Origin of the sequence: Planotetraspora silvatica, assembly GCF_016863315.1 — a bacterium.
In the GTDB taxonomy this organism is placed as follows: Bacteria; Actinomycetota; Actinomycetes; order Streptosporangiales; family Streptosporangiaceae; genus Planotetraspora; species Planotetraspora silvatica.
Genome location: NZ_BOOQ01000038.1, coordinates 71,306 through 94,189, shown reverse-complemented (window position 1 = coordinate 94,189; position 22,884 = coordinate 71,306). Strand labels below are relative to the sequence as shown.

General features: G+C 67.4%; 27 protein-coding genes and 1 pseudogene. 13 read left to right on the top strand and 15 right to left on the bottom strand.

What is annotated here, in order from left to right:
* Positions 1-7: 7 nt before the first annotated feature.
* The 3 genes from Psi02_RS27275 to Psi02_RS27265 all read left to right on the top strand — a co-directional run bounded on the left by Psi02_RS27275 (position 8) and on the right by Psi02_RS27265 (position 2,813).
* Positions 8-1,279, top strand: a complete 1,272-nt coding sequence (locus Psi02_RS27275; protein ID WP_203978521.1) for an MFS transporter — start codon at positions 8-10, stop codon at positions 1,277-1,279.
* 52 nt (positions 1,280-1,331) lie between these two features.
* On the top strand, positions 1,332-2,036 hold the full coding sequence (locus tag Psi02_RS27270; RefSeq protein WP_203978520.1) for an SDR family oxidoreductase: 705 nt from the start codon (positions 1,332-1,334) through the stop codon (positions 2,034-2,036).
* A gap of 252 nt (positions 2,037-2,288) precedes the next feature.
* A complete protein-coding gene (locus Psi02_RS27265) occupies positions 2,289-2,813 on the top strand; it encodes a carbonic anhydrase (RefSeq protein ID WP_203978519.1) in 525 nt (174 codons plus the stop codon).
* Here the strand turns inward: Psi02_RS27265 and Psi02_RS27260 are convergent.
* Complete coding sequence (locus Psi02_RS27260) at positions 2,759-2,926, bottom strand: DUF4158 domain-containing protein (RefSeq protein WP_239095197.1); 168 nt, start codon at positions 2,924-2,926, stop codon at positions 2,759-2,761. The genes Psi02_RS27265 and Psi02_RS27260 overlap by 55 nt on opposite strands.
* Before the next feature lie 406 nt (positions 2,927-3,332).
* A complete protein-coding gene (locus Psi02_RS27255; protein ID WP_203978517.1) occupies positions 3,333-4,388 on the bottom strand; it encodes a hypothetical protein in 1,056 nt (351 codons plus the stop codon).
* Positions 4,389-4,588: 200 nt separating this feature from the next.
* On the opposite strand from Psi02_RS27255, the gene Psi02_RS27250 reads away from it, so the two are divergent.
* The 3 genes from Psi02_RS27250 (at position 4,589) to Psi02_RS27240 (ending at position 6,663) form a co-directional block, all read left to right on the top strand.
* The gene (locus Psi02_RS27250; RefSeq protein ID WP_203978516.1) at positions 4,589-5,254 is read left to right on the top strand and encodes a response regulator transcription factor; all 666 of its coding nucleotides are present in this window, start codon (positions 4,589-4,591) and stop codon (positions 5,252-5,254) included.
* A complete protein-coding gene (locus Psi02_RS27245) occupies positions 5,251-6,357 on the top strand; it encodes a sensor histidine kinase (protein ID WP_203978515.1) in 1,107 nt (368 codons plus the stop codon). Before Psi02_RS27250 ends, Psi02_RS27245 begins: the two co-directional genes overlap by 4 nt.
* 135 nt (positions 6,358-6,492) lie before the next feature.
* Positions 6,493-6,663: a hypothetical protein gene (locus tag Psi02_RS27240; RefSeq protein WP_203978514.1), complete on the top strand. Its 171-nt coding sequence runs from the start codon at positions 6,493-6,495 to the stop codon at positions 6,661-6,663.
* 220 nt (positions 6,664-6,883) lie between these two features.
* Here Psi02_RS27240 and Psi02_RS27235 read toward each other — a convergent pair whose 3' ends face one another.
* On the bottom strand, positions 6,884-8,179 hold the full coding sequence (locus Psi02_RS27235) for an RNA polymerase sigma factor (protein ID WP_203978513.1): 1,296 nt from the start codon (positions 8,177-8,179) through the stop codon (positions 6,884-6,886).
* A complete protein-coding gene (locus tag Psi02_RS27230; RefSeq protein WP_203978512.1) occupies positions 8,176-8,538 on the bottom strand; it encodes a YciI family protein in 363 nt (120 codons plus the stop codon). The genes Psi02_RS27235 and Psi02_RS27230 overlap by 4 nt, the downstream gene beginning before the upstream one ends.
* Positions 8,539-8,721: 183 nt before the next feature.
* Between Psi02_RS27230 and Psi02_RS27225 the strand changes: the two genes are divergently transcribed.
* Positions 8,722-9,180: a DUF6069 family protein gene (locus Psi02_RS27225; protein WP_203978511.1), complete on the top strand. Its 459-nt coding sequence runs from the start codon at positions 8,722-8,724 to the stop codon at positions 9,178-9,180.
* Between the two features lie 615 nt (positions 9,181-9,795).
* Here Psi02_RS27225 and Psi02_RS27220 read toward each other — a convergent pair.
* Complete coding sequence (locus Psi02_RS27220) at positions 9,796-10,350, bottom strand: hypothetical protein (protein WP_203978510.1); 555 nt, start codon at positions 10,348-10,350, stop codon at positions 9,796-9,798.
* 224 nt (positions 10,351-10,574) lie between these two features.
* On the opposite strand from Psi02_RS27220, the pseudogene Psi02_RS40995 reads away from it, so the two are divergent.
* Positions 10,575-10,703 (top strand): annotated as a pseudogene (locus Psi02_RS40995) (IS630 family transposase); the annotation flags it as partial.
* A gap of 52 nt (positions 10,704-10,755) precedes the next feature.
* On the opposite strand, the gene Psi02_RS27215 reads toward Psi02_RS40995, so the two are convergent.
* Complete coding sequence (locus Psi02_RS27215) at positions 10,756-11,469, bottom strand: SDR family NAD(P)-dependent oxidoreductase (protein ID WP_203978509.1); 714 nt, start codon at positions 11,467-11,469, stop codon at positions 10,756-10,758.
* Between the two features lie 164 nt (positions 11,470-11,633).
* On the opposite strand from Psi02_RS27215, the gene Psi02_RS27210 reads away from it, so the two are divergent.
* Together Psi02_RS27210 and Psi02_RS27205 are read left to right on the top strand one after the other, a co-directional pair.
* The gene (locus Psi02_RS27210; RefSeq protein ID WP_203978508.1) at positions 11,634-12,242 is read left to right on the top strand and encodes a TetR/AcrR family transcriptional regulator; all 609 of its coding nucleotides are present in this window, start codon (positions 11,634-11,636) and stop codon (positions 12,240-12,242) included.
* An 890-nt stretch (positions 12,243-13,132) separates the two neighbouring features.
* Positions 13,133-13,453, top strand: a complete 321-nt coding sequence (locus Psi02_RS27205) for a GYD domain-containing protein (RefSeq protein WP_203978507.1) — start codon at positions 13,133-13,135, stop codon at positions 13,451-13,453.
* A 58-nt stretch (positions 13,454-13,511) separates the two neighbouring features.
* Here the strand turns inward: Psi02_RS27205 and Psi02_RS27200 are convergent, their stop codons facing one another.
* On the bottom strand, positions 13,512-13,808 hold the full coding sequence (locus Psi02_RS27200) for an integrase core domain-containing protein (RefSeq protein ID WP_275415262.1): 297 nt from the start codon (positions 13,806-13,808) through the stop codon (positions 13,512-13,514).
* A gap of 49 nt (positions 13,809-13,857) precedes the next feature.
* Positions 13,858-14,034, bottom strand: coding sequence for a hypothetical protein (locus Psi02_RS27195; protein ID WP_203978505.1), 177 nt, complete (start codon positions 14,032-14,034; stop codon positions 13,858-13,860).
* An 84-nt stretch (positions 14,035-14,118) separates the two neighbouring features.
* On the opposite strand from Psi02_RS27195, the gene Psi02_RS27190 reads away from it, so the two are divergent.
* The 3 genes from Psi02_RS27190 (at position 14,119) to Psi02_RS27180 (ending at position 16,244) form a co-directional block, all read left to right on the top strand.
* The gene (locus Psi02_RS27190; RefSeq protein WP_203978504.1) at positions 14,119-14,283 is read left to right on the top strand and encodes a hypothetical protein; all 165 of its coding nucleotides are present in this window, start codon (positions 14,119-14,121) and stop codon (positions 14,281-14,283) included.
* Between the two features lie 256 nt (positions 14,284-14,539).
* Positions 14,540-15,202, top strand: a complete 663-nt coding sequence (locus Psi02_RS27185; RefSeq protein WP_239095191.1) for a CBS domain-containing protein — start codon at positions 14,540-14,542, stop codon at positions 15,200-15,202.
* Between the two features lie 46 nt (positions 15,203-15,248).
* Positions 15,249-16,244: an Acg family FMN-binding oxidoreductase gene (locus Psi02_RS27180; protein WP_203978503.1), complete on the top strand. Its 996-nt coding sequence runs from the start codon at positions 15,249-15,251 to the stop codon at positions 16,242-16,244.
* Positions 16,245-16,271: 27 nt separating this feature from the next.
* Here Psi02_RS27180 and Psi02_RS27175 read toward each other — a convergent pair whose 3' ends face one another.
* The 7 genes from Psi02_RS27175 to Psi02_RS27145 all read right to left on the bottom strand — a co-directional run bounded on the left by Psi02_RS27175 (position 16,272) and on the right by Psi02_RS27145 (position 22,729).
* Positions 16,272-18,185: a multicopper oxidase domain-containing protein gene (locus Psi02_RS27175; protein ID WP_239095190.1), complete on the bottom strand. Its 1,914-nt coding sequence runs from the start codon at positions 18,183-18,185 to the stop codon at positions 16,272-16,274.
* Positions 18,186-18,226: 41 nt separating this feature from the next.
* Positions 18,227-19,720, bottom strand: coding sequence for a bifunctional aminoglycoside phosphotransferase/ATP-binding protein (locus tag Psi02_RS27170; protein WP_203978502.1), 1,494 nt, complete (start codon positions 19,718-19,720; stop codon positions 18,227-18,229).
* A gap of 84 nt (positions 19,721-19,804) precedes the next feature.
* Positions 19,805-19,999, bottom strand: a complete 195-nt coding sequence (locus Psi02_RS27165) for a DUF1918 domain-containing protein (RefSeq protein WP_203978501.1) — start codon at positions 19,997-19,999, stop codon at positions 19,805-19,807.
* Positions 20,000-20,106: 107 nt separating this feature from the next.
* Complete coding sequence (locus tag Psi02_RS27160) at positions 20,107-20,310, bottom strand: glycosyl hydrolase family 65 domain-containing protein (protein WP_203978500.1); 204 nt, start codon at positions 20,308-20,310, stop codon at positions 20,107-20,109.
* A 171-nt stretch (positions 20,311-20,481) separates the two neighbouring features.
* Entirely contained in the window at positions 20,482-22,119 is a 1,638-nt protein-coding gene (locus tag Psi02_RS27155; RefSeq protein WP_239095189.1) for a SulP family inorganic anion transporter, read from the bottom strand.
* Between the two features lie 68 nt (positions 22,120-22,187).
* Positions 22,188-22,529, bottom strand: coding sequence for an ArsR/SmtB family transcription factor (locus Psi02_RS27150; RefSeq protein WP_203978498.1), 342 nt, complete (start codon positions 22,527-22,529; stop codon positions 22,188-22,190).
* Entirely contained in the window at positions 22,529-22,729 is a 201-nt protein-coding gene (locus Psi02_RS27145) for a hypothetical protein (RefSeq protein ID WP_203978497.1), read from the bottom strand. Before Psi02_RS27145 ends, Psi02_RS27150 begins: the two co-directional genes overlap by 1 nt.
* Between the last annotated feature and the right edge of the window lie 155 nt (positions 22,730-22,884).

The window sequence follows — 22,884 nt, the reverse complement described above, 5'->3', positions numbered from 1 at the left end:
TGGTGCTGTGACCAATCCAGACACGGTTGGCTTGCTTTCCGGCCCCGAAGGCCGGCGAGCGCAAAACCCGTCCTCGCACCGGCCGCACCTGCCGCGCACCGTCGGCTTCGCCGGCATCTCGGCGGCGATGGTGGCGATCCTCGTCGCGGCCGGCGCCCCCACGCCGCTCCTGCCGATCTACCAGAAGAACTGGGGCCTCGCGCCCTGGCAACTGACGCTCGCGTTCGGCGTCTACGCCATCGCGCTCCTGATCGCGATCCTGGTGATCGGATCACTGTCCGACCACGTCGGCCGGCGCCCACTCATGATCGCTGCGCTCACGGTCGAACTGGCGGCGATGCTGGTATTCCTGTTCGCGCCCTCGATCGGCTGGCTCATCACCGCCCGCATCGTCCAGGGAGTCGCCACCGGGGCGGCCTCCAGCTCGCTCAGCGCCGCGGTCGTGGAACTCGCTCCCGAGCGGCACAAAAAGCTCGGCGCCCTGATGACCAGCATGGCGCCCCTGGCGGGCCTGGGCATCGGAGCGCTCTTCACGGGCCTGCTCGACCAGTTCGTCTCCGACCCCGCGTTCACGGCCTGGCGGGTTCTCGTCGTGGTCATGGCCGCCGGAACCGTCTTCACCGTGTTCACCCCGGAGACGTCGTCCCGCAAGCCGGGCGCGCTGGCATCGCTGGTCCCGCGCGTCTCGGTGCCGCCCCAGGTACGCGGTCTCTTCGCATCAACCATGCCGGTGGTGATCAGCGCGTTCATGACGATGGCGCTGTTCCTGGGCCTGGTCCCCATCGTGATGGGCGCCGTGTTCGAGGTCAGGACCCCACTCGTCGGCGCGTTGGCCGCGTTCGTCACCTTCGGCGTCGGGACCGTGGTATCGGCGATCACGACCGGCGTGCGGCCTCACCACTTGAGGCTTCTCGGAGCCAGTGCGATAACCGTCGGCGCGTTCGAGTTCATCGTGAGCGTCCGCGCCGAAGCACTGCCCTTCCTGTGGATCGCCGCCGTGTTGGGCGGCGCGGGGCTCGGTGCGTCGTTCTCGGGGATCACCCGGGGACTCGTGCCCGAGGTGAAGGCTCACGAGCGCGCGGGGCTGTTCACCGCCATCTACCTCGTGGGCTATCTCGCCATGGGCATCCCCGCGATCATCGCCGGCCAGTTCGCCGGGGCCGTCGGCGTGACGTCCATGGCGACCGGCTTCGGGATCGTCATCGCGGTCCTGGCCATGGCCGGCGTGGTCGTCACCGGCACGCGCACTGCACGGCGCCGGAAGGCCCATGCGGCCTAGCGCCGGCCTTCTCATCGCAAGAGATCACTGCTGAGTGAAAGGGAACAAGAAGATGACATCGCTGAACAACGCGACCGTCCTCGTCACGGGCGCCAACGGCGGGCTCGGTACCGCACTCGTCCAGGCCGCCCTCGAGCGAGGCGCGGCCCGTGTCTATGCCGCCGCGCGAAACCCGAAGGAATGGGACGACAAGCGCGTCGTGCCGCTGCACCTGGACCTGACCGACCCCGCCTCGATCGAACGGGCCGCGGGCGAGGCCGGCGACACCACCGTCCTGGTGAACAACGCGGCCGTCTTCCCCCGAGGTGACCTGCTGAGCGCCCCGATCGAGGACATCACCGCGACCATCGAGACGAACCTGGTCGGACCGATCCGCCTCACCCGCGCCCTCGCACCCGCACTCCGATCGGCCAAGGGCGCGCTCGTCAACGTGGGCTCCGTCCTCAGCTGGTTCGCGATCGGCAAGGCCCACAGCGTCTCCAAGGCCGGCCTGTGGATGGCGACGAACGCCATCCGGCTCGAACTCGCACCCGACGGAGTGCAGGTGCTCGGCGCCTACTTCGGCCCCACCGACACGCCGATGCAAGCCGACAACCCCTCGCCCGACAAGCACAAGCCGTCCGACGTCGTCGCGCCGGTATTCGACGCGCTGGAGGCCGGCGAGCACGAAGTACTCGTCGACGACATGACCCAGCGTGTGCACGCCGCGCTCTCCCAGCCCGTCACCGCCCTGTACCCGGCTCTCGCATCGCGATAGCTCGCCCGCAGCCCGGTGTGGTGGTCATGAGCTCATAGCGATCACACCGGGCACCCCCCGCCAGGGTGCGCCGGCACGACTACAGCACGGACGTCCTCGGGGCCCGCTGACACCCACTACCGGCAATACGACGGATTCGCCTACCCCCACCCGCCGGTTCGTACCGCGCTACCAACCCGACAACACCACCTCGGGCCGGCAGCTCATCTTCCTGAACATCGACTCAGTATTCGTGTCCCGAAGGAGCACACCATGAGCATCTTGGAAGCCCTCATCCGCCGGAACCGAGTGTTCGCCGAGACGCGATTCGACCCGCGACTGCGTATGCGGCCGAGCCTGAACACCACCGTCATCACCTGCCTCGACCCCCGGGTGGATCCAGCCGTCGTACTCGGCGCCGAGCAAGGCGAGATCGCCGTGCTGCGCAACCCCGGCGGACGGGTCACCCCGCGGACGATCGAGCAACTGCTCATACTCCAGGAGGTGGCGCGGGCCAACCAGCCCGACATCCCGTCCGAGAGGCACATCGTCGTACTCCAGCACACCCAGTGCGGCCTCACGCTCATCCAGAACCGGGCCGACATGCTGACCTCCTACTTCGAGGTGGCCGAGGAGAACCTGTCCGCCGTCGCAGTCGGCGACCCGCGGGCCGCCGTCACCCGCGATGTCGCCGCGCTGCGCGCAGAACCCTGCCTCGACGGCATCCAGGTCTCCGGACTCGTCTACGACGTCCTCACCGGCCTCGTCGACACCGTCGTCCCACCACGAGAACCCTGAGTCTGCAGCCGCTCCCCGTACTCCTTCATGCACGACGGATCATCGACACCCAGCTGCTCGGCCGCGTACTCGACCACCACTCGCGGCACGTCCCCCGGATCCTCCAGAAACATGCCGAGCATCCGCACCGTCCCTCACCGGACTGCAAAGCCCAGCCGGTTGTGCCGCCGACGTTCTGGCGCGCGGGCTCCAACGCGGCCTGATCCAGGAAGAAGAACCGCTCCAACTCCTCCGGCGTCGGATCCGACCGCCCCGTCGGTGTCGCCTGTCGCCGACCTGGTCGACCGGCTCACGGGTGACCCGTTCGACGTCGAGGACGAGTGGCGGGCCTACCGCGGCTACGCACCCCGAGCGGCCGGCCGGTCGCGGCCAGCATCGTCCAACCGCGCTCAGCGGCCGATAGGGAACCGCTCCCTCTGCCGTACACACGGCACTACAGCCGCCTAAAAGTGAGAAAGTACTTCGTATTTATGTTGGCGGAGTTTCGCCGAAAACCGGGTGAATCGGCGCTTCTCGCAGTCAGTGACCCTGGTCGGTGGCGCAGCTCACGGGAGGCGGCGCGGGCCAGGTGATCGGCTGCTCCTGCCGGTACTGTTCCAGGTCGATCAAGTTGCCGTTGAGCGCGTTGCGCCGCTGGAGTTCTGCCCAGTACTCCGGATCGAGGAAGATCGCAGGGTTCCACAGCGACTGCGTCAGGTCCGTCGGTTGCCCCAGGTACAGCACGGCGTCGGCCAGCTTCCCCAAGGGGACGCCGCACAGCCGCGGCGCGTCCATGAACTCTCCCGCGTCGGTGGATTCCAGCCACGTGCCCGAGCACGGGATCACGGTGCGCCGGGGACAGGTTGCCAGGCGGGGATGGCTGCCGGCCACGATCACGTAGACGTGCTGGCCGGTCTGTTCCTCGATCAGCGGGACTCCGTGGTCGGCGTTCTGTCCTGGTGCCGGCGAGTGCATCACATGCCCGCTGCCGTAGCAGATCAGTGCCCGGCGTCCCTTGGCGAGCACTTCCCGCTCCACCACTGACGCCATGTGGACATCACGTTGGTCGAGAAAGGCATCCACTTGGTCTTGCGTGGTGATGTGGGACCAGTCGATCGGCGGATCCCCGAGCAGCACCCGGATCCTTCGCTTCGGGGGCAGCGTCCAGTTGACCGCCCGCACAGTCCGGAAGAACTGTTCACGGATCGGCTGGTCGCCGGTGGCCCCGGGCGACTGCGTGGTGTTCCGCCAGACCTGCTGCAACACCGGGTCATCGACCGCCCCGCCGGCGACGAACCGGTCCATGGTCGGCTGGTACAGGGCGTTGCCGAACTCGACGACGATGTCGTCGACCACCTGCGGCAACCGCGGATCGGCGAGCAGCATCTGCTGCGCGTCACCGTGTTCCTGCTGACCGTGTGACTCACCGATCGCAACGAGCTGGTGGCGCTCGAAGGCCGCCAGCACCGCCCGGGTGAGGTCCGGTGTGGCCGCATGGGCGCTGCCCGTCGAGCTGGTCGTCAGCAGTCCGCCGGCCGCTGCACTGGCACCGGTGACGGCCAGGAACCTACGCCGCGTCAACTGTGGATCTCTCACGTCCGGTCCTTTCCGAATGAGAATTTCGCTCGTGTGCTGGACGCCGTTCCGGGATGGTTGTATGGCACGGCCGGTGTCAGCCGGGTGTCGGCAGCTGACACCCGGCTGACACCCGATCCCTGGCATCGTGAGCAGTGCGGTCGCCGCCTACCGAACGCGATGGGCGGGAGACGGCACCACCACCGGCGAGGAGGACGGTCGTGCGCGTTCTGGTCGTCGAAGACTTCGAGATTCTGGCGAGGGCGATCGGGACCGGGTTGCGCCGCGAGGGCATGGCGGTGGACGTCGTTCTCGACGGCGACGACGCTCTGGCACATCTGGCGGCCACCCGATACGACGTGGTGGTGCTGGACCGCGACCTGCCGGGCACACCCGGCGACGACGTGTGCCGTGACATCGCCGCCGGTGGCGCCGGGTCGCGAGTATTGATGCTCACCGCCGCGGGCACCGTGCGGGACCGGGTCGAGGGGCTGGGTTTGGGCGCCGACGACTACCTCCCCAAACCGTTCGACTTCGCCGAACTCGTCGCCCGCGTGCGCGCACTGGGCCGGCGCTCGGCGCCCGCTGTACCGCCGATCATCCAGGCGGAAGATCTGACCCTGGACCCGAGCCGGCGGGTGGCCTTTCGTGGCGGGCGGCGCTTGATGCTCACCCCGAAGGAGTTCGCCCTGCTGGAATGCCTGCTCGCCGCCGGTGACCGGGTTGTGTCCACGGAGGAGTTGCTGGAACGGGTCTGGGATGAAGCTGCTGACCCGTTCACCACGGCCGTCAAGACGACGGTGCGCCGATTGCGGGCCAAACTCGGCGAGCCGCCGGTGATCGAAACCGTCCGCGAGGGCGGCTACCGGATCGGAGCTCCGCGATGAATGCCGCATCGCACCCAACGGTGATCGGCCGTGCCCGGCGCCACCTGCGCAGGCCGTCCCTGCGCGTGCAGCTCACGGCGCTGTACGCCGGCCTGGTTCTGGCCGTGATCGTGCCGATGCTGCTGGTCGCCGGCTTCCTCTTGGGGAGAGGCCAGGCCCGCCTCCGGGCGGGGGATGCCGTCCCTCCGCCGGACACAGCCACCCAGCAGGTCGACGCCGCGCTCGCGACCGTCGCGGTCATCGTCGTGGTCCTCACCGCGCTGACCGCGTGGTGGCTGGCCGGACGCATCCTCCGCCCGCTGCGTGCCATGACCGCGACCGCCCAGGAGATCTCCGCCACCAACCTCAACCGGCGGCTCGGCCTGCACGGCCCGGACGACGAGTTGGTCAAGCTGGGTCGCACCCTCGACGACCTGTTCGAGCGGCTGGACTCCTCGTTCGCAGCGCAGCGCCACTTCGTGGCCAACGCCTCGCACGAGCTGCGCACCCCGCTGGCCGGTCAGCGCGCCGTACTCCAGGTCGCGCTCGCCGACCCCGACGCGAGCGAGGCCAGCCTGCGAGCCGCGTGCGAGGAAGCGCTCGGTCTCGGAGAACGGCAGGAACGGTTGATCGACGCCCTGCTCACGCTGGCGGAAGGCCAGAAGGGTATCGAGCACCGGGAAGTGGTCGACCTGGCTGATGTCACCAACCGGGTGATGATGTCGCGCGGTGCAGAGGCCAGCCGGCGATCCATCACGGTTCAGGCATCGCTGGACCCTGCACCGCTGAGCGGCGACCCCCACCTCATCGCCAGCATGATCGGCAATCTGGTCGACAACGCGCTCCGCCACAACGTTCCCGACGGACACGTCACCATCGCCACCGAACTCACGAATGGGCACGCGCGCCTGTCGGTCGGCAACACCGGCCCAACCATCCGATCGCAGGACGTACGGCGGCTGTTCCAACCGTTCCAGCGACTCGGTACGGAACGAACCCACACCGCCGACGGCCACGGTCTGGGCCTGGTCATCGTGCAGGCCGTCGCCGAAGCACACGGCGCGCAGTTGACGGCCCATCCACGTCCCGAGGGCGGCTTGGACGTGACAGTACTATTCGACTGACGTGCTGCGGCGCTAGCTCCACCTAGGCCCGTCCATCCCGCTCGTCGCGTCCGGACTGCCAAAGATCCACATCCATGACCTTCGGCACATGGGGAACACGCTGGCGGCGGCCGCTGGCACGACCTCAAGGAACTGATGACGCGCATCGGCCACTCCAACACGAAGGCGGCCACGGTCTATCTGCACGCTGCCAAGGACAGAGATCGTGCAATTGCTGACGCCATGGGCGGGATCGTCAGCCGCGGACTCAGCGCGAAGGATGGCGACGGGGATGATCTGCCCTATGCCGGAGTGAAGATCAACTGATCTGGCACGAATCTGGCACGCGAGTGAGAAACAACCCCAACAAAGATCGAGGCCCAGCTCGGGAATCATCCGCTGACCTGGACCTTTGTGTGTGGCGCGGGTGACGGGAATCGAACCCGCGCTGTCAGCTTGGGAAGCGTATGGATCACGCCTCATACGGGCGCTGAGCTGGGCTTCGGGCCGGTCATGAGTGACCGTGGCTGACCCCTCGTCACCCTGGTTAATGGCCCGCTAATGGCCCGCGATTTGGCGGATGGAGGTTAGGCGCCATTTCGCTGGCAAGTCGTGTGGCGCGGGCGATCAGGTGCCGGCGCTCGGGCAAGGTGGTGGCCCGCCGGGCGGCCTCCTGGTAGCTGGCCGCTGCTGCGGAGTACTCGCCGGCCAGTTCCAACAGGTGTGCCCGGGTCGCGAGTAGGCGGTGGTGGCGTGCCATCCGGTGATCGGACTCCAGTTGTGCGAGCAGATATAGCCCAGCGGCAGGCCCACGCACCTTGGCGACGGCGACCGCACGGTTAAGGGTCACCATCGGGTTCGGCGCTATCTGTTCCAGGAGTTCATACAGGGCGAGGATCTGTGGCCAGTCCGTCGCGTCCAGGTGCTCTGCCTCGTCATGGACCGCGGCGATGGCAGCCTGCAGCTGGTACGGGCCGACCTGGCCTCGGGGCAGGGTCTCGGTGATCAGCTCGACCCCTTCGGTGATGCTTCGACGGTCCCATTTGCTGCGGTCTTGTTCCTCCAGCGGCACCAGGCTCCCGTCAGGCCGGGTGCGCGCGGGCTCGCGCGCGTCGGTGAGCAGCATCAAGGCGAGCAGCCCGGCGACCTCGCCGTCATCCGGCAGGAGCCGCCGGAGCCGGCGGGTGAGCCGGATCGCCTCGTCGGACAGTTGTGGCGCGGTGAGGTCTGGTCCGATGGTGGCGGTGTAGCCCTCGTTGAAGATGAGGTACAGCACGTGCAGCACGGCGCGTCCCCGCTCGGCCCACTCGGCGGCGTCCGGCATCGCGAAGGACGCCCCGCTCGCCTTGATGCTCTGCTTGGCCCGACTGATGCGCTGGGCCATGGTGGCCTCCGGGACCAGGAAAGCCGCTGCGATCTGCGCCGTGGTGAGTCCGCCGACCGCGCGCAGCGTCAGCGCGATCTGGCTGGGCGCCGAAAGCGCGGGGTGGCAGCACAGGAACAGCAGGGTCAGCGTTTCGTCCCGGTCCTTCTCCGGCTCGGCGTCTGCGGGTGCGGCCAGCAACGCGGATTGTGGGGTCGCCATGAAAAGCGCGTTCTCTCGCCGTCGCCGCGACTGGTCGCTGCGGAACTCGTCCATCAACCGATGGGCGGCAACGGTGACCAGCCAACCCCGGGGATTGTCCGGTACCCCCTCTGTCGGCCACCGCATCGCAGCCTTCAGCAGGGCCTCCTGTGTGGCGTCCTCGCACGCGTCGAACTGCCCGTACCGGCGGACCAGCGCGCCGAGGACCTGCGGCGCCAGCTCGCGCAGCAGATCCTCGACGCCCCGATCCCGGCTCACAGGTCGGCCGCGGCCTCGTGCAGGATCGGCCACACCTCGACCGGCTCGAGGTCGGCCCAGGGCATGTCCGCCGCGATCTCCTGCGCCCGTTCCTCGCTCTCGCAGTCCAGCAGGTAGAAGCTGGCGATGTACTCCTTGGTCTCCAGGTACGGGCCATCGGTAACGGCTGGGGCCCCGTCCTTGCGCAGCACCAATCGGGCGGCCGCCGCATCAGCCAGGCCGTAGGCACCCAAAAGCTCGCCGGTCTCCCGGTACTTCTCGTTGAACGCGCCCTGCTTGGCGAGGGCCTCCGGCCACTCCTCCGCCGGGAGCGAGCTCCACTTCTCCTGGTTGCCGTAGATCAGCATCAGGTACTTCATCTTGGGCATCCTTCCGGTCCGCGCACCCCGTCGGCGCGCTGTCACCCAGCAGACGGAGCAGACGCGCCGTCCTCGACATCCCGCCGACATTCTTCCGCGCATTTCCGGCCGCCGATGTCGAGTCAACCGGCTCAGCTTCGTCCTTCAGGCGAACGCACCACCCAACCTTTGAAGGAGTCCACGATGCACGCCACGACCAACGCCGTCCCCGCCAACTTCCTCCGCGCCTGGCCGGTGTGGCTGGTCAGCGCGCTCACCGGAATGGCCGCGGCCGCTGTGACCGAGCTGTACGGCCTCGCCGCACGCGCTCTGGGCATTCCGATGTCAGCCGGCAACATCGGGGCCAGCGCCGCACAGCCAATCATCATCGGTATGTTCGCCATGGGCACGGTCATCTGCACGTTCTGGGGGACGGTGCTGGCGGTGCTCCTCGCGCGGTACGCGACCCGCCCGGCGCGCGCCTACGTCCAGGTCGCCGTTGCGCTCACCGCTGTGTCTCTGGTCGCCCCGCTTGGTGCCGGAGACACCGTGACCTCGACCAAGCTGATGCTGGCTCTTGCGCACCTGCTCGCTGCAACGATCGTCATCCCCACCGTCGCCCGTAGGCTTTTGCACGCTCCGGGCCGTAACGGCCAGCACTGAGCAGGTAGAGGCCAGGTCTCCACACAATGCGGGAAGGGCTGCCATCGGTCCCCGGGTTGTTGGTACGTGCAGTTGAACATGGGGAGGCGCGGACGCGATCAAGCGAGGTAAGGCGAAGCGGCCGGCTGGTGGTTCCACCAGGAGGAGTGTGTGGGGGATGAGTGGCGGGCAGCGTAACCGCCGCGGACTGGGTGACTATCTGAGTGACAATCGCTGCGGATGGCGGCATACGCCGATGGATAATCGCGGACCGTTTCCGCAGGTGGGGGCGGGTATCAGGGCTGATCCCACCCCCGTCTGGGTTGCCTGGGGGTCAAGGGGTCGCAGGTTCAAATCCTGTCGTCCCGACCAAGCTCAGAGGGCTGATCCGATTGATCGGGTCGGCCCTTTCGGCGTCTTGGGGACCACGATCATTTTGTGTCCGACCTCATGGCGTTGCTTGACCGCCGGTCAAGAGCTGTCATGGCGATTGCCACCGTATTCCTTTTGAGTCCCGCGCGGACCAGGCTGTTCAACCCGACCCCCTCGGGCGGCTGTGTGCGCCTGGCGTGTCGGGGCGGGGCCAGGTTCGGGATCGGAGTTCGGCGAGCCCGTGGTTTGCACCGCCTCCGGGGTTTACAGGTTCGCGGACGCCAGCCGAGCGGCTCGTTTCGCCAAGGACGGCTGGAGCTTCATCACGAGTCGATAGAGGCCCCGCATCTGGGGAGGGTGTTCCTGCCAGTAGTCGAAGAAGTGACGAACCATCTCTTCTCCGCAGACGTTCGCCACCCTGCGGTCCAGCCCATATATCCGCTGCCTAAAGGCGTACGGACTCATCACGATGACGACCGCCACAATTGCGACGACAGCCGGGATCAACGAGTCGAACAGGATGACAAACGGGACCACCAGGGTGCCGACCACAAGGCCTATGACAAGGCCACGCCTGATGGATACACCGTCCTTACGGGAACGTTCGCGATCGGATGCCGCGACAAGCCACGCGATATCCGCATCCTGTAAACGCTTCGGCAACGCATCGAAAGTATCTCCGATGACGATCACTGAGCTCTTCCCGAGTCTTCTCAGAATGCAGTCCGCTCCTTCGGGCGGCGTGCCATGGATGACCTCAGGGGGCTTGACACCGAACAGCCGGGACATCTCCTCGACGTGAAAACGAATCTTGTCCATATCCACGAGGCCATCTTCGCAGCTGATCAGAGTCCGGCGACCCCGACGGATACGGGGCCCCGACTCGGCCGTGAGACGCCTGCGGGCGACGGACGCAGGCCCGTACTTGTGCCCACAAACAGTGATGAGTACCGCTCGCACGCACGCCCGCGACGCCGCGGCCTACCTGCCGGCCCTCTCCTCTCCCAGGGCTTCAGCCACGTAGGACACGCAACCATCACCGCCATTTGTGCTGGCGTAACGCCCACGCCCGCCACCCCGACGTCCTCACCGCCGAGCGCCGCGAGCGCGCACGTATCCGCAGCGGGAAGGGCATCCGCTGGGGCCATCGGCTCACAAAGGCCACAGCCTGATCGCCTGGCCCCGGTGAACGTTCCCGGTCAGAGCCGAGTGCGGAACTGCCCGTCAGGGGCGGGCGTGAACACCCATGCCCCCGGAGACGATGAGGTTGTCGCCGGTGATGTAGCTGGCGGCGTCCGAAGCGAGGAAGGCCACGGCTTCGGCGATATCGGCGGGTGCGCCGACGCGGCCAAGCGGGACGTCCCGAACCCAGGAGTCGATCATTTCCTGGGAGACGCCCATCCTGCTATAGACAGGGGTGTTGATCAGTCCTGGGCTGACGGCGTTGACGCGGATGCGGCGGGGGGCGAGTTCGAGCGCGAGGGACCGCATGAGGGGCACCAGAGCGCCCTTGGCGGCTGTCATGGCGGCACCGAGCCCTTCGCCGGCGCCCACGGTGAACACGACCGAGGCGCCTTCGTTGAGGAGCGGAAGCGCCTTTTGCAGGGTGAAGAAGGTGCCCTTGACGTTGATGTCGAACAGGGCATCGAAGGCGGCTTCGTCGGTTGACTCGATCGGGCCGGGTCGGGAGATGCCCGCGTTGAGGAAGAGCAGGTCGAGGGAGCCGAATTGCCGGCGTGCCTGCTCCATTGCATGGTCAATACCCGGCAGGGACCGTGCGTCGGCGCGGACGACCGTGACGTCTTCGGGAAGCCCGGAGTTGGCGAGGTTGCTGACGCCGGTAACCATGACGCGGTAACCGCGGGAGCGGAGCAGTTCAGCGGTCGCCTTGCCGATGCCGCTGGTTCCACCGGTGATCAAAGCTGCAGGTGCAGACATGATGCGTTCCTTTGCGTGCTTCTGGGAGATAGGGGATCGGTGCGCGGCTCCGGTCCGTGGGGCTGTACCGCGACGGTCACCTTTTGACAGCGTACGACTGCTTGGCAGTAACTGCCAAATCGCATGCGCACGTCACTCTGGCAGTGTTGAGCTAACCTGGGCACATGAAGCAGGAAGCCGAGACAGCGAGGAGTGCACCGGCCACGCTGTGGGACCGGACACGGCAGCTGGCCTCTCGAGAGATCCTTGAGACGGCTCTGCGCCTGTTCACCGAGCAGGGCTACGACGAGACGACCATCGCCCAGATCGCCCGAGAGGCCGGTGTTTCCCAGCGCACCCTCTTCCGCTACTTCGGCACCAAGGAGGACCTTCTCGGCGGCAACCAGGACCGGTTTGGGCAGGTCCTGACAGACACGATCAGCGAACTGCCGGTCGAAGTCGGTGTCTGGGAGGCCCTGCGCGCAGGGGTTGCGGCCGTACTGGCCTTGCATGACAGCCGCGAACAGGCCCTGGAGCGGTTCCGTCTCCTGCACAACACCGCCTCGCTGCGTGCCGGTTGGCTCGAAAAGCGACTGCGATTCCAGGAGGACCTGCTGCCGCTCATCGAGGCGCGTATGGACGCTGCTACCGGCACCGTGGGCGCGAAGGCCCGCGCAATGATCGCGACAGCGTTCGCATGCCTGGATGCCGCATCGATGACGTGGGTCGACAATGACGGCAAGGGCGACATCATGGACCTGTACGACGAGTGCCTGGCTGCTGTGCGTGGCTAACCAGCCCAGAAACCGTGGACCGACAGCGCAAAATTCATCGGCCTGACCCATATCACCAGTAACGCTGAGACCGGTCAGCACTCCGGTGATCGTTTCCGGTCGCAAGACTAGGCAGCCTGCCTCGCCGCTTCTACGCTGCGCGTGTGGCAGACGTCAGCTACTTCGAGGCATGGCAGCTGTGGCTAGAGGGCCGGCCCACGCTTGGTAACGCCTTATTCGGTGTGCCGATGATCTGGTGGGGCGGATCCTTTCTTGCGTGGCTGGCGCTGCGGTCGTCGTTGACCTGAGCGGTCGGAAAGGTTGTCTGGCTACGGGGCTCGCCTAACTCAGCTCATCACCCTGAAGCGCACACTCGGCTTCTCTCCTATCCCAGCTATTGCGGGAGCCCTCACCGCGTTCGCTGCTCTGGCCATCACTGACCACATCGGCATGCCATGGTTTATTCAGCTCCCCCTCGTTATGGCGCTTGGGACGAGCGTTGGCCTCCTGATCACTGCGTCCCGAGGTAATGCGGCTTGCTGACACCAACTGGGGGACTGGCGCGAAACGGGAACCGCGCGATGGGTCGATGGCATACGGGATGCGCGGACAGGGAAGAAGCGTCCGGGGCCGCACGGGCATAAGAGCTTGATCATCTCACCGTGCAATATCCGTGCAATGATCTTGCTGGCGTGAGCCGTACGGCAAAGCTTCGCCGCAGGTCAGAGGTAATGAGCGGCAGGGAAAGGTCACGTGCTGTAAAACCGCTGCCGGCTTCGCAGCGTAGGACTGCGACAGGGGAAAACCAGTACAGCGGGTGGGATTACCGTCACCCTAAGCCGAGAACCTCGACCCCGTGACCGCGATGGCCGCCCCGGCCAGGGTGACGGCACGAGAAGAGGGACTCGACTATGCCCAAGTACCTGATTCAGGCGACCTACACCGCAGATGGCCTCAAAGGAGTGTTGCAAGATGGCGGCACCGGACGCCGGCAAGCGGTGGAGCGCATGGCGGAAAGCGTCGGCGGCCGGGTCGAGCAGATGTATTTCGCGTTCGGCGAGACAGACACGTATGTGATCGTCGACCTGCCGAACAATGCGGCTTCGGCCGCTCTGGGTCTCACAATATCGGCGTCTGGGGCGGTACGAACGAAGACCGCTGTCCTGCTGACGCCAGAGGAGATCGACGATGCCGCGCGGATGGAGGTGGCATACCGGGCTCCTGGCGCGTGACAGCCGGGTGATTGCGAGCGCCTGGACTTGCCCTTGCCGAGAACCTCATCCGCGCTGATCAGGCGGCATGTTGGTACTCGTGGAGGAGGCCGCCGAGCCGGTCGGTGCGGTGTATGTCAAGGCGGGTGATCTGCCCTGAATCGGTGATCGGTTGGGGGAGGGGGCGTAGCGGGCGGGCGTTCGCGATGCCCTGGTGCGGCCTGTGCGAGTTGTAGAAATGCTCGAACTCTCGCAGGGTGTGGCGCAGATGCCGTTCGTTCCAGATGAGGGTGCGGTCCAGCAGTTCGCGTCGGCAGGTCTGCACCCATCTCTCCATGATGGAATTCATGCGGGGGATCCGGACGCCGCTGAGCACGACTTGGATCCCGGCATTCTTGAGGGTGGTGTCGAACAGTTTGGTGAACTTACCGTCCCGGTCCTGCTTCGAACCGAACTCGCTGCCCGCCCAGCTGCCGCTCCAGCACCGCGATCTGATGGCGCAAGGCCAGGATCTCCGCGTCCTTCAGCCGGTCGCTCATCGGCAGCAGCCGCAGCATCGCGAATGCGTTCGTCATGCCCAGGTGAGCCAGTCTCAGCAGCACGGCCGATCATCATGCCGCAGAGCTTGTCGGCTCTGCCAGAGCGCAAGCTCGAGCCGCAGTCGGGAACCTGCGCATCCGTGCACCATGCCTCGCACCAGGGCGGATGAGGTTTTCGGCAAGAGCAACGCTGAGATCGACCGGCTCGTGGTGCGGCTGGGCCGCCATCTGGAGCTGGTGGGCACGCGGGACCGAGTCCGGACCAGCTCGACGACCTGCGGGCCTGCCTGTACGGCCTGCATGCCGTACTGACTTTGCACTTCGCGCAGGAGGAAGAGGCCTACTTCTCACTGGCCTCCGCTCCGGCCACGTCCGGAGAGCCGGAGCTCAGAGCATCATGACGAGGACGACGAGCCAGTGATGCGCGCGCCCGCGGCCTCAAGGCTTCGAGCACCGATGGATGGCCCGGAAAGTGTGGCCGAAAGTCCCCAGCGGCCAGGACCTTCACCGCTGACCAGACGAGGCCCGGTCAGGCGACGCTCTTAGAGAGGCCGACAGGAGGGGCGCCATGGCAATCAGGGTGCGGGACGTGATGGGAAAGGTCGCGATCGCGGCCCGGATGGACGCGTCGTTCGCCGACCTCATCGACATCATGCAGCGATTCAATGTGGGGGCCGTCACCGTGATCGACTCCGATCGCCGCCCGGTCGGAGTGGTGTCGGAGGACGACATGCTGCTGAAGGCGACGACCGCAATCGGCAAACGGGTGATCGAGGGTCCCCGGAAGCGCGCCGAGCACCGCAAGGCGGAGGGCATGACGGCGCGCGAGATCATGACCACGCCGGCGATCACCGTGACTGGTGAGACGCCGGTGAGCGACGCGGCCAGGCTGATGCACCAGAAAAGGATCAAGCAGCTTCCCGTGATCGACGCCACGACCGGCCGTATCGCTGGGACCGTCCACCAGGGCGATCTGCTGAAGGTGTTCAACCGACCGGCGGCCGACATCACCAGTGAGATCGAGGGCATCGCGGGCCGGCTCCGCATCGACCTGTCGGAGCTGCGGGTCACGGTCGAGGCGGGCGTGGTCAGCCTCAAGGGATGGATCCCCAAGCACTCGCAGCTGCGGCCCCTGCTCGACGCCGTCCGCGCCGTCGACGGTGTCGTCGAGGTCAAGGCCGACCTGGCCTTCCTGTTCGACGACCTCCTCGTGCCCCCGCCCCTCCTGTGACGCCTTCGCGCGTGACGCGGCCTGACATCTCACCTGGAGGCGAGACATGAACACCCGAACATCGGAAGCCGTCGCCGGCGCGATGCGCGCGGCGATCGAGGCCGCGGTCTGGGCGCCCTCGGTGCACAACACACAGCCCTGGTCGTTCGGCGTGTCAGGAGATGAGATCTGCCTTCGTGCGGACCCCGACAGGAAGCTGCACGTCGCCGACCCGATCGGCCGGCAGATGCTGATCAGTTGTGGCGCCGCGCTCTTCAACGTGCGGGTCACGTTGAGCGCACTCGGCTACGAGCCGGACGTGCGAGCGCTGCCCGACCCCGACCGCCCATCACTGCTGGCCACCGTCCGGCCGCGAGCGTGTGGCGAGATTCATGAGGATGCCCGCATGCTCCACGCGGAGATCCCGCGGCGCAGGACCCATCGTGCGGGATTCACCGCTCTGCCTGTCTCCGATGCTCTGATCGAGGCGCTGGCCGCCCAGGCGGGCGAGGAGGGGGCCGCGCTCATGGTGGTGCGGTCGGAATCGGCGATGCGCGTGCTCGCCACGCTCACGAGCGCGGCCCAGGAGGTCGAATCTCAGAACCGGGCGTTCGGCTTGGAGATGACGCGGTGGAGCAGCCCTCCGGGCAGTTCCCGGCGCGACGGTGTTCCGGCTCGCAGTTACCCCGCGGCGCCGAGGCGCACGCAACCACAGCACTTCGCACAGCGCGACTACACCCGGGGGCAGGCATGGGGGAAGGAGGACGACCTGCCGGTGTCCGTCGCCACGGGTCTCGTCGCCGTGCTCACCACGACGGGTGACTCCCGCGAGGACTGGCTGGCCGCCGGCCAGGCGTTACAGCGCACCCTGCTTCACGCCTCCGCGTACGGGGTGAGTGCGGCCTTCCACACTCAGGCGCTGGAGATGCATGATCTGCGGGAGTTCATCCGGCGGCACATCTGTGAGGGCGCCTTCCCACAGATGGTCATGAGATTGGGCTTCACCCTGGACGATGCCGGCAGCGTCCGTCGCCCGTCCTCGGAGGTGTTGGAGGAGCACTGACGCGGGCCGGACCTCCACTGGCTGGGCTCAGGCGCCGATGCGGTAGGGGCGCATCATCTCGTTGTCCTCGTGCTCGAGAATGTGGCAGTGCCACACGAACAGCCCGGGCCGGTCGAAAGTGGCCTTGATGCGGGTGATGGCGTTCGGCGGAGCGATCACCGTGTCCTTGAACCCTCTCTCCCCGGGTTCCGGTAACTGGGTGAGCCCATTGGACGGCCGTCGGTCGACGACCTCGAACTGAACCTCGTGGACATGCATGGGATGGGCGTCGGGTGTGAAGTTGTGGAACTCCCACATCTCGGTCGAACCGGTCGCCGGATTCTCGGTTATGGGGTCGGCCCACATCTTCGCCGAACCGCGTGACTCCGAACTGCCGAGCAGTGCCGCGATGGGCCCCGCGCCCGCGACGACCGCTGAGCTGTGCTCCAGCAGGGCGAGCCTGCGGGTGAGCCTGGCCGCGCCGAGCCGGTTGAGAGTGGGCAGGTGGAGTTCGGAGGGCGGCACGCTGGTGTCCTGGTCCACGAGCGGCCCCACCGTGAATCTCATCACCTGTCCGGTGGTGGCGGGGTTCGCCGGTGGGGCTGATCGGGCACCTCGATAGGGCCCGTCAGGTCCTTCGTTGATCAGGAACAGTTGTGTCCCGGCCGGGATGCCGGTGAAGTCGACGATGACGTCGGCCCGCTCGGCGGGAGCCAGGAGCAGGCCGCCCAACTGGACCGGTGACGGCAGGAGACCGCCGTCCGATCCGATCTGCCAGAACGGCAGCGCCGCCGTCCGCGCGCTCTTCGCCGGCGGAGCACTGACGATCTTGAGGTCGAGGAACCGGGAGTTGCAGCCGTTCAGGAACCGGAACCGGTAACGGCGCGGCTCGACGTGCAGGTCCGGCCAGGTCCGGCCGTTGACCGTCATCGTGGTGCCGAAGAATTCCGGCACCCAGATGGGCGAGACGTCACTGCGGGGCACATAGGGCCCGGAGAAGCCGTCGGAGAGCCTTCGGTTGTCCGGGTAGAGGAGCGAGCCGCCGGCCGAGAACGACTTGTCCTGGATCAGGATCGGAATCTCGTGATACCGCGTGGTCGGGGCGTCGCCCGCCCTGGGGGCGGGGCCGGGGAGGACGCCGGACGGCAGGTCGGAGGGGCCGCCGCGGAGGAGGTAGAAGCCGGCGAGGCCGGCGTAGACGTTGAGCCGGGTGATGCCCAATGTGTGGTCGTGGAACCACTGTGTGGCGGCTCTCTGGTCGTTGGCGTACTGGTAGACGGCGGAACCGGCCGCCCATCGCACACCTTCCCGTATTCCGAACGTGTGCGCGAACTCGGAATAGAGTGAGCCCTCACGGGCGTACCCGGCGGAGATGTTCCTCGCCGCGGGCAGGAACCATGCCTCTGGATGCCCGTCACTGTCGTCCCAGCTGTGGCCGCCGTGGAGATGGGTGACGATCGGGACAGGTCCCCGATAGCGCCCGGGAGTCGATGTGAACCTCGCCCGGGTGTCTCGCTCGGACGGCCCTCCCGGAGGGTTGGCCCAGTGCAACGTCGGATCGACGGGCAGGAGGTGGGGACGGTAGCGGCCGTCGCCGTCGACCAACTCGTTGATCCAGGTGATGCGGACGGGCCGGTCCACCGTCGCCTCGACGGTGCAGGCAGGGGTGTTGAACGTCCGCGGATGCAGTACGGACCCGTAACCCCAGACGGTTGTGGTCGGAAGACCCGGCGGCAGGATCTGCTGCTGGAACTGCCGAACGCCGATCATGTAGTGGTCGACCGGTCCTTCCGGCGATGGCAGGTTCGGCATCACGGGAGGGATGGCCAGCGGTGCCACATATTTCGGGATCGCCGCCGGGTCCAGTGCCCGTTCCGTGGCCGCGGCGCCCCCGGCGGTCCGGAATGCGAGCATCGCGGCCGCGCCCGCCCCCGTCTTGAGGAACTGCCGTCGTGTCACCATCCGTATGCCTCCGGGACCGATGTTCCTGTCGACTTCCTTGATCAGCCTGGTTGCATCCGGGATCGGTGGAACCGCCGTGGAACGCCGCCGCAGCGGGGATGGATCGCCCTGAGTGCCTGCTCCCGTGCCTGATCCGAGGGCGCGCTGGTGTCGATCTCGGACGCCTCGGGCCAGGGCGCCGCTCTCGCCGTCATGGCTGCGGCGATCGTCTGGTCGGCATCCGAGACGCCGCCGACACGGTGGGAGAGCCGCTCGGCGACGACGTGCGGCGGGGCGGTGCAGCACAGCGCGACGAAGTCGCTGCACGTGCGTTCCGCGAGCCGTTCGGCGGCGGCCCGGTGAGCGGCGTCGGTCCAGGACGCGTCGAGAATGACCGGCTCTCCGTGCCGGAGCAGTCTCGCCGCTCTGGACAACAGCTCCTCATAGGTGCGCTCGGTCCAGTCCGCCCGGTAGATGCCTTCCCCGAATGGCGCGGCGGCGGATTGTTCAGGCGCGATGCCGGCGATTTCCTTACGGACGCGGTCACTGCTGAGCACCGTGTTGCCAAGACGATCGGCGATGGCGGACGCCAGGGTCGATTTGCCGGTCGCGGGTGGTCCACCGACGAGGACGAGAGTGATGGCGCCGGCCCGGAGGTGGCGAAGGGTGAGCTCAGCGAGCTCGCGGGACCTCCAGGCCGCGTCGGCATCTCCCTGTGCGTGCCGCAGACAAGCGACCTTGGCACGGACGAAAGCCCGGTAAGCGACGTAGTGGTGCCAGAGCGAGGGCGGGGCGGGATCGCCGGAGAACTCGGCGTACCAGCCCAGGAAGAGCTCGGACAGCCGGTCCGCGCCCAGTCGTTCCAGATCCATGGCCAGGAAGGCCGCGTCGTCCAGGCCGTCGACGAAGCGGAGGCGTTCGTCGAACTCCAGGCAGTCCAGGATTCGGGGCCCGTCGTCGAGGCAGAAGACGTCGTCGGCGAGCAGGTCGCCATGGCCGTCCACGATTCGGCACGCACTGACCCGCGCCTCGAAAAGAGCATGCCGGCCGTCGATGAAGCGCACGGTCAGGAGCTCGATCTCGGAGATGACGTCGCCACCGACTGGGACATCCCGCAGCCCGCGGACCTGGGCGAAGCTTGCCATCCAGCGAGATCTCAGCGCGTTCCAGCCCCCTTCCTCGTCGATCTCCGGGGAGTGAGGGGATCGCGCGTGCATGCTCGCCACCATCCGGGCTATCTGATGGAGGTGGTCCTCCACTGGACTGCCTGAGCGGATCAACGCGGCAAGGCGGCGCTCGTCGGGCATACGGCGCATCACGACCAGGTGCTCGCAGATCTCGCCGCCCGGGCTCAACACGTCGGCGACTCCCTCGTAGACATCGGGCGCCAGTCGCCGGTTGAGCCGCACCTCCTCCTGGCAAATCGTCCGCCGGGCCTCCAGTGTGGTGAAGTCCAGGAAACCGAGGCCCACCGGCTTCTTGACCTTGTACGCGTGGTCTCCGAGGAAGATCACCACGCCCGCATGCGTCTCCTTGATCTGCGCCCACGGTTCCATCGATATTCCTTCGCGTTCGCATCTTCGGCTCCGCGAGCGGCAGACCTTGAGCACGTTCCTGTGCGGCTCCCGCCGGGGTCAGCCCTACCAGGGATGCGGCTGGTGTTCGATATGCGCGTCGGGCCCTGGGAAGACGAGAGTCTCCCGCACCTGGTCGAGCCACAGCACGACGTAGGGCGGCGACCCGTTGGCGTGGTAAAGAGCCGTGATCAGACCAATGCGGCGCGGCCCGTCCAGACGAGGACTTTCGATGAGGCGGTCGCCGACTGCTGCCTTCATATTCGTCTACGCTCCCACCGTGAACCCTGCGGGCCTAGGGACCTAAGCCCTGGCCTCAGAGGTCCCAGGTCCACTCTCGCTCGGGCGATCGGCGGCCCGCTTGTCGATCAGGCGCCCACGCTCTGTCCCGGCAAGGAGAACGTGCGCCTTTCCCCGCGTCGAAGCTTGGCGTGCCGGCCGTGCACGGTGACCTCCAGCGTCGGGGGCCCGTCGTCGGCTCGAGTGATCCGTACCTGGATGGGATCGGCGTCGATGGCGAGCTCTGCACCCCGATAGCGGATGGACAGTGACAGTGCTGTGAGACTCGGCAAGCACCCAGAAGCGGGCGATCTAGGCCAGAAGGCGCGCACCGGTCCCGGCGAGGAACTCCATGTCGCCAGTGATCGCGTAGTGATGCCATACGCGCTGGACTGACTCACCGGGCCGTTACGTTCGCGGAGATGGGTCCCAAGATCGAGAGGACCTCTCTGCAGCGGTTCGGTTCAGCCCGGCAGGGCATGGTGCGGGGAGGCGGGAAGGACTCCGACGCGGCGGAGCTGGTCGCGGGCGGCGGAGATGGCCTCCGGAGTGGTGGCGAAGACCCGGCCCGCATGATCGAGGCGAGCGATGACGCCAAGGGCATGCAACGGCTGGTGATGGCCGTCGCGGATTCCGGAGATGTAGACGATGATGCCGCGGCGTTCCAGCCGTTGGATGGCGTCGCCGAGGACCAGGGCGCCGCTGGCGTCGATGGTGGTCACGCGGGACATGCGCAAGATGACTACGGAAACGGTGGCAACCTCGGACAGCTCCAGCAGGAAGCGGTGGGCCGCGGCGAAGAACAGCGGGCCGTCCAGGCGGTAGGCCACGATGTGCTCGGCGAGTAGGGCGTGTTCCTGGTCGGTGTGGTTGCCGGGCAGGTCGGGGCGGATCGGCATCGCATCGAGGCGGACATTGCGTGCGATGGTGCGCAGGGCCAGCGCGCCGGCCACGATCAGGCCGAGGATGACGGCCTGGACCAGGTCGAGCACCAAGGTGGCGATCGCGGTCAGGACCAGGACCACCGCATCGCCGCGGGTGGAACGCATCATGGCTTTCACAGAGCCGGCCTCCACCATTCGGATGGAGGTGGCCAGCAGGACGCCGGCCAGCGCGGCGAGCGGAATGCGGGCGACCAGGCCGGATGCGGTGAATACGATCACGGCCAGGATGCCGGCGTGGGCCAGAGCCGCCAGCCGGGAGTGGGCACCGGAGCGGACGTTGACGGCGGTGCGAGCGATGGCTCCGGTGGCCGGGACACCACCGAACAACGGAGCCGCCAGGTTGGCCAGACCCTGGCCGAAGAGCTCCCGGTCAGGGTCGTGCTTGTGGTTGACGCTCATGCCGTCGGCGACGGTGGCCGACAACAGCGACTCCAGTGCGGCCAGGGCGGCGACCGCGATCGCGGGGGTCAGCAGCGAAGGCAACGCGCTCAGCTGCAGGAAGGACAAGGAGGGAGCGGGCAGTCCGGCGGGGAGGTCTCCGATCCGCGTCACCGGCAGACCGGCCGGCTCGGCGGTGACGGTGGCGAGGGCGACGGCGACCAGCGAGAAGGGAAACGTGGGTCGCCGGCGCGCTCCCACCAGCATCAGTACGGCCACGGTGGCGGCGATGGCCACGGCCCACCAGTGCGGCTGCGCGAGGAAGTCGCCGGCCGCGTGCAAGGCCACCATGGTGACCTTGTCGCCCGCGGGAGCCGGAACGCCGAGGGCTGCGGGGATCTGCTGCAGACCGATCACGCAGGCGATGCCGATGGTGAAGCCCTCCACCACGGGAGCCGGGACCAGGGCCATGTACTTGCCCGCGCGTCCCAGCGCGAGCGCGATGAGCAGCAACCCTGCCAGCGCACCGACCGTCAGCACGCCGGAGGCGCCGTGCTGGTGCATGATCGGCACCAGGACCACCGTCATCGCGCCGGTGGGGCCGGACACCTGCAGGCCGGAACCGCCGAACACGGCTGCAAGCGCCCCGGCCACCACTGCGGTGGCCAGGCCCGCTTCGGCCCCCATGCCGGAGGAGATGCCGAATCCCAGCGCCAGAGGCAACGCGACGATCGCCACCGTGAGCCCGGCCAACAGGTCGCGGCGGGGACGACGGCCCATCGCTGCAAGCTCGCCGCGCTCAGGCAACACGGAACGGACTCGGGCCAAGCCCGAGGTGAGCGCATTGGTCACCGGACTCCGGTCTCCGTGTCGAGCAGCTCGCTCAGCAGCTCGTTCTGCCCTGTGAGTTTCTGCGTCAGGAGTTTGCGGGCCGCTCGTAGCAGGTCGGCGACGTCGCCACCGGCCAGGGCATAGACCACGGTGGAGCCGTCGCGGTGAGCGGTCACCATCCCTGAGCGGCGCAGCACAGCCAGATGCTGCGACAGACCCGTCGGCTCGACCTCGATGGCGGCCAGCAACTCACGTACCGGCCTCGACCCGTCCTGCAGCAACTCCAGCACGCGGATCCGTACCGGGTGTCCCAGGAGCCGGAACAATTCGGCCTTCGCCTCGTACAGCGGCACCGACATCACAGCGCCGTCCCCTCGCCCGAGTTGGCATCCTCGGCGCCGATCTGAACACCACGCGCGCGAGCAAGCCGGACCACGTCGTCCCACTCTCCTTCGGCCACGAGCAGCTCGTCGACGTCGTGATCACGGCGCGCCCGCTCGAGCGCCTCACGTGCTGAACGTGCCCGTTCTCTGATCGCAGCAGCGAATGGCCCGCTCACGTCACATCCTTGATCTCGGCAACGAGAAATCTCACATCATGATGAACTGAATTGCGCAGATTCGCAATTCAGAAACCCGGGCGTCGCAGGCTCGATCAGGACCGCCGGCTCGCTGATCCGTCTACAGGGCCTGCGGCGAGGGGGTGCGATGAGGT

What these genes read in the sequence shown, in the direction of transcription:
- Psi02_RS27270 (WP_203978520.1), top strand. Translation starts at nt 1,332, where the DNA reads ATGACATCGCTGAACAACGCGACCGTCCTCGTCACGGGCGCCAACGGC.
- Psi02_RS27265 (WP_203978519.1), top strand. Translation starts at nt 2,289, where the DNA reads ATGAGCATCTTGGAAGCCCTCATCCGCCGGAACCGAGTGTTCGCCGAG.
- Psi02_RS27260 (WP_239095197.1), bottom strand. Translation starts at nt 2,926, where the DNA reads ATGTTTCTGGAGGATCCGGGGGACGTGCCGCGAGTGGTGGTCGAGTAC.
- Psi02_RS27245 (WP_203978515.1), top strand. Translation starts at nt 5,251, where the DNA reads ATGAATGCCGCATCGCACCCAACGGTGATCGGCCGTGCCCGGCGCCAC.
- Psi02_RS27240 (WP_203978514.1), top strand. Translation starts at nt 6,493, where the DNA reads ATGACGCGCATCGGCCACTCCAACACGAAGGCGGCCACGGTCTATCTG.
- Psi02_RS27230 (WP_203978512.1), bottom strand. Translation starts at nt 8,538, where the DNA reads ATGAAGTACCTGATGCTGATCTACGGCAACCAGGAGAAGTGGAGCTCG.
- Psi02_RS27225 (WP_203978511.1), top strand. Translation starts at nt 8,722, where the DNA reads ATGCACGCCACGACCAACGCCGTCCCCGCCAACTTCCTCCGCGCCTGG.
- Psi02_RS27220 (WP_203978510.1), bottom strand. Translation starts at nt 10,350, where the DNA reads ATGGACAAGATTCGTTTTCACGTCGAGGAGATGTCCCGGCTGTTCGGT.
- Psi02_RS27215 (WP_203978509.1), bottom strand. Translation starts at nt 11,469, where the DNA reads ATGTCTGCACCTGCAGCTTTGATCACCGGTGGAACCAGCGGCATCGGC.
- Psi02_RS27210 (WP_203978508.1), top strand. Translation starts at nt 11,634, where the DNA reads ATGAAGCAGGAAGCCGAGACAGCGAGGAGTGCACCGGCCACGCTGTGG.
- Psi02_RS27205 (WP_203978507.1), top strand. Translation starts at nt 13,133, where the DNA reads ATGCCCAAGTACCTGATTCAGGCGACCTACACCGCAGATGGCCTCAAA.
- Psi02_RS27190 (WP_203978504.1), top strand. Translation starts at nt 14,119, where the DNA reads ATGCCTCGCACCAGGGCGGATGAGGTTTTCGGCAAGAGCAACGCTGAG.
- Psi02_RS27185 (WP_239095191.1), top strand. Translation starts at nt 14,540, where the DNA reads ATGGCAATCAGGGTGCGGGACGTGATGGGAAAGGTCGCGATCGCGGCC.
- Psi02_RS27180 (WP_203978503.1), top strand. Translation starts at nt 15,249, where the DNA reads ATGAACACCCGAACATCGGAAGCCGTCGCCGGCGCGATGCGCGCGGCG.
- Psi02_RS27175 (WP_239095190.1), bottom strand. Translation starts at nt 18,185, where the DNA reads ATGGTGACACGACGGCAGTTCCTCAAGACGGGGGCGGGCGCGGCCGCG.
- Psi02_RS27170 (WP_203978502.1), bottom strand. Translation starts at nt 19,720, where the DNA reads ATGGAACCGTGGGCGCAGATCAAGGAGACGCATGCGGGCGTGGTGATC.
- Psi02_RS27165 (WP_203978501.1), bottom strand. Translation starts at nt 19,999, where the DNA reads ATGAAGGCAGCAGTCGGCGACCGCCTCATCGAAAGTCCTCGTCTGGAC.
- Psi02_RS27155 (WP_239095189.1), bottom strand. Translation starts at nt 22,119, where the DNA reads ATGGGCCGTCGTCCCCGCCGCGACCTGTTGGCCGGGCTCACGGTGGCG.
- Psi02_RS27150 (WP_203978498.1), bottom strand. Translation starts at nt 22,529, where the DNA reads ATGTCGGTGCCGCTGTACGAGGCGAAGGCCGAATTGTTCCGGCTCCTG.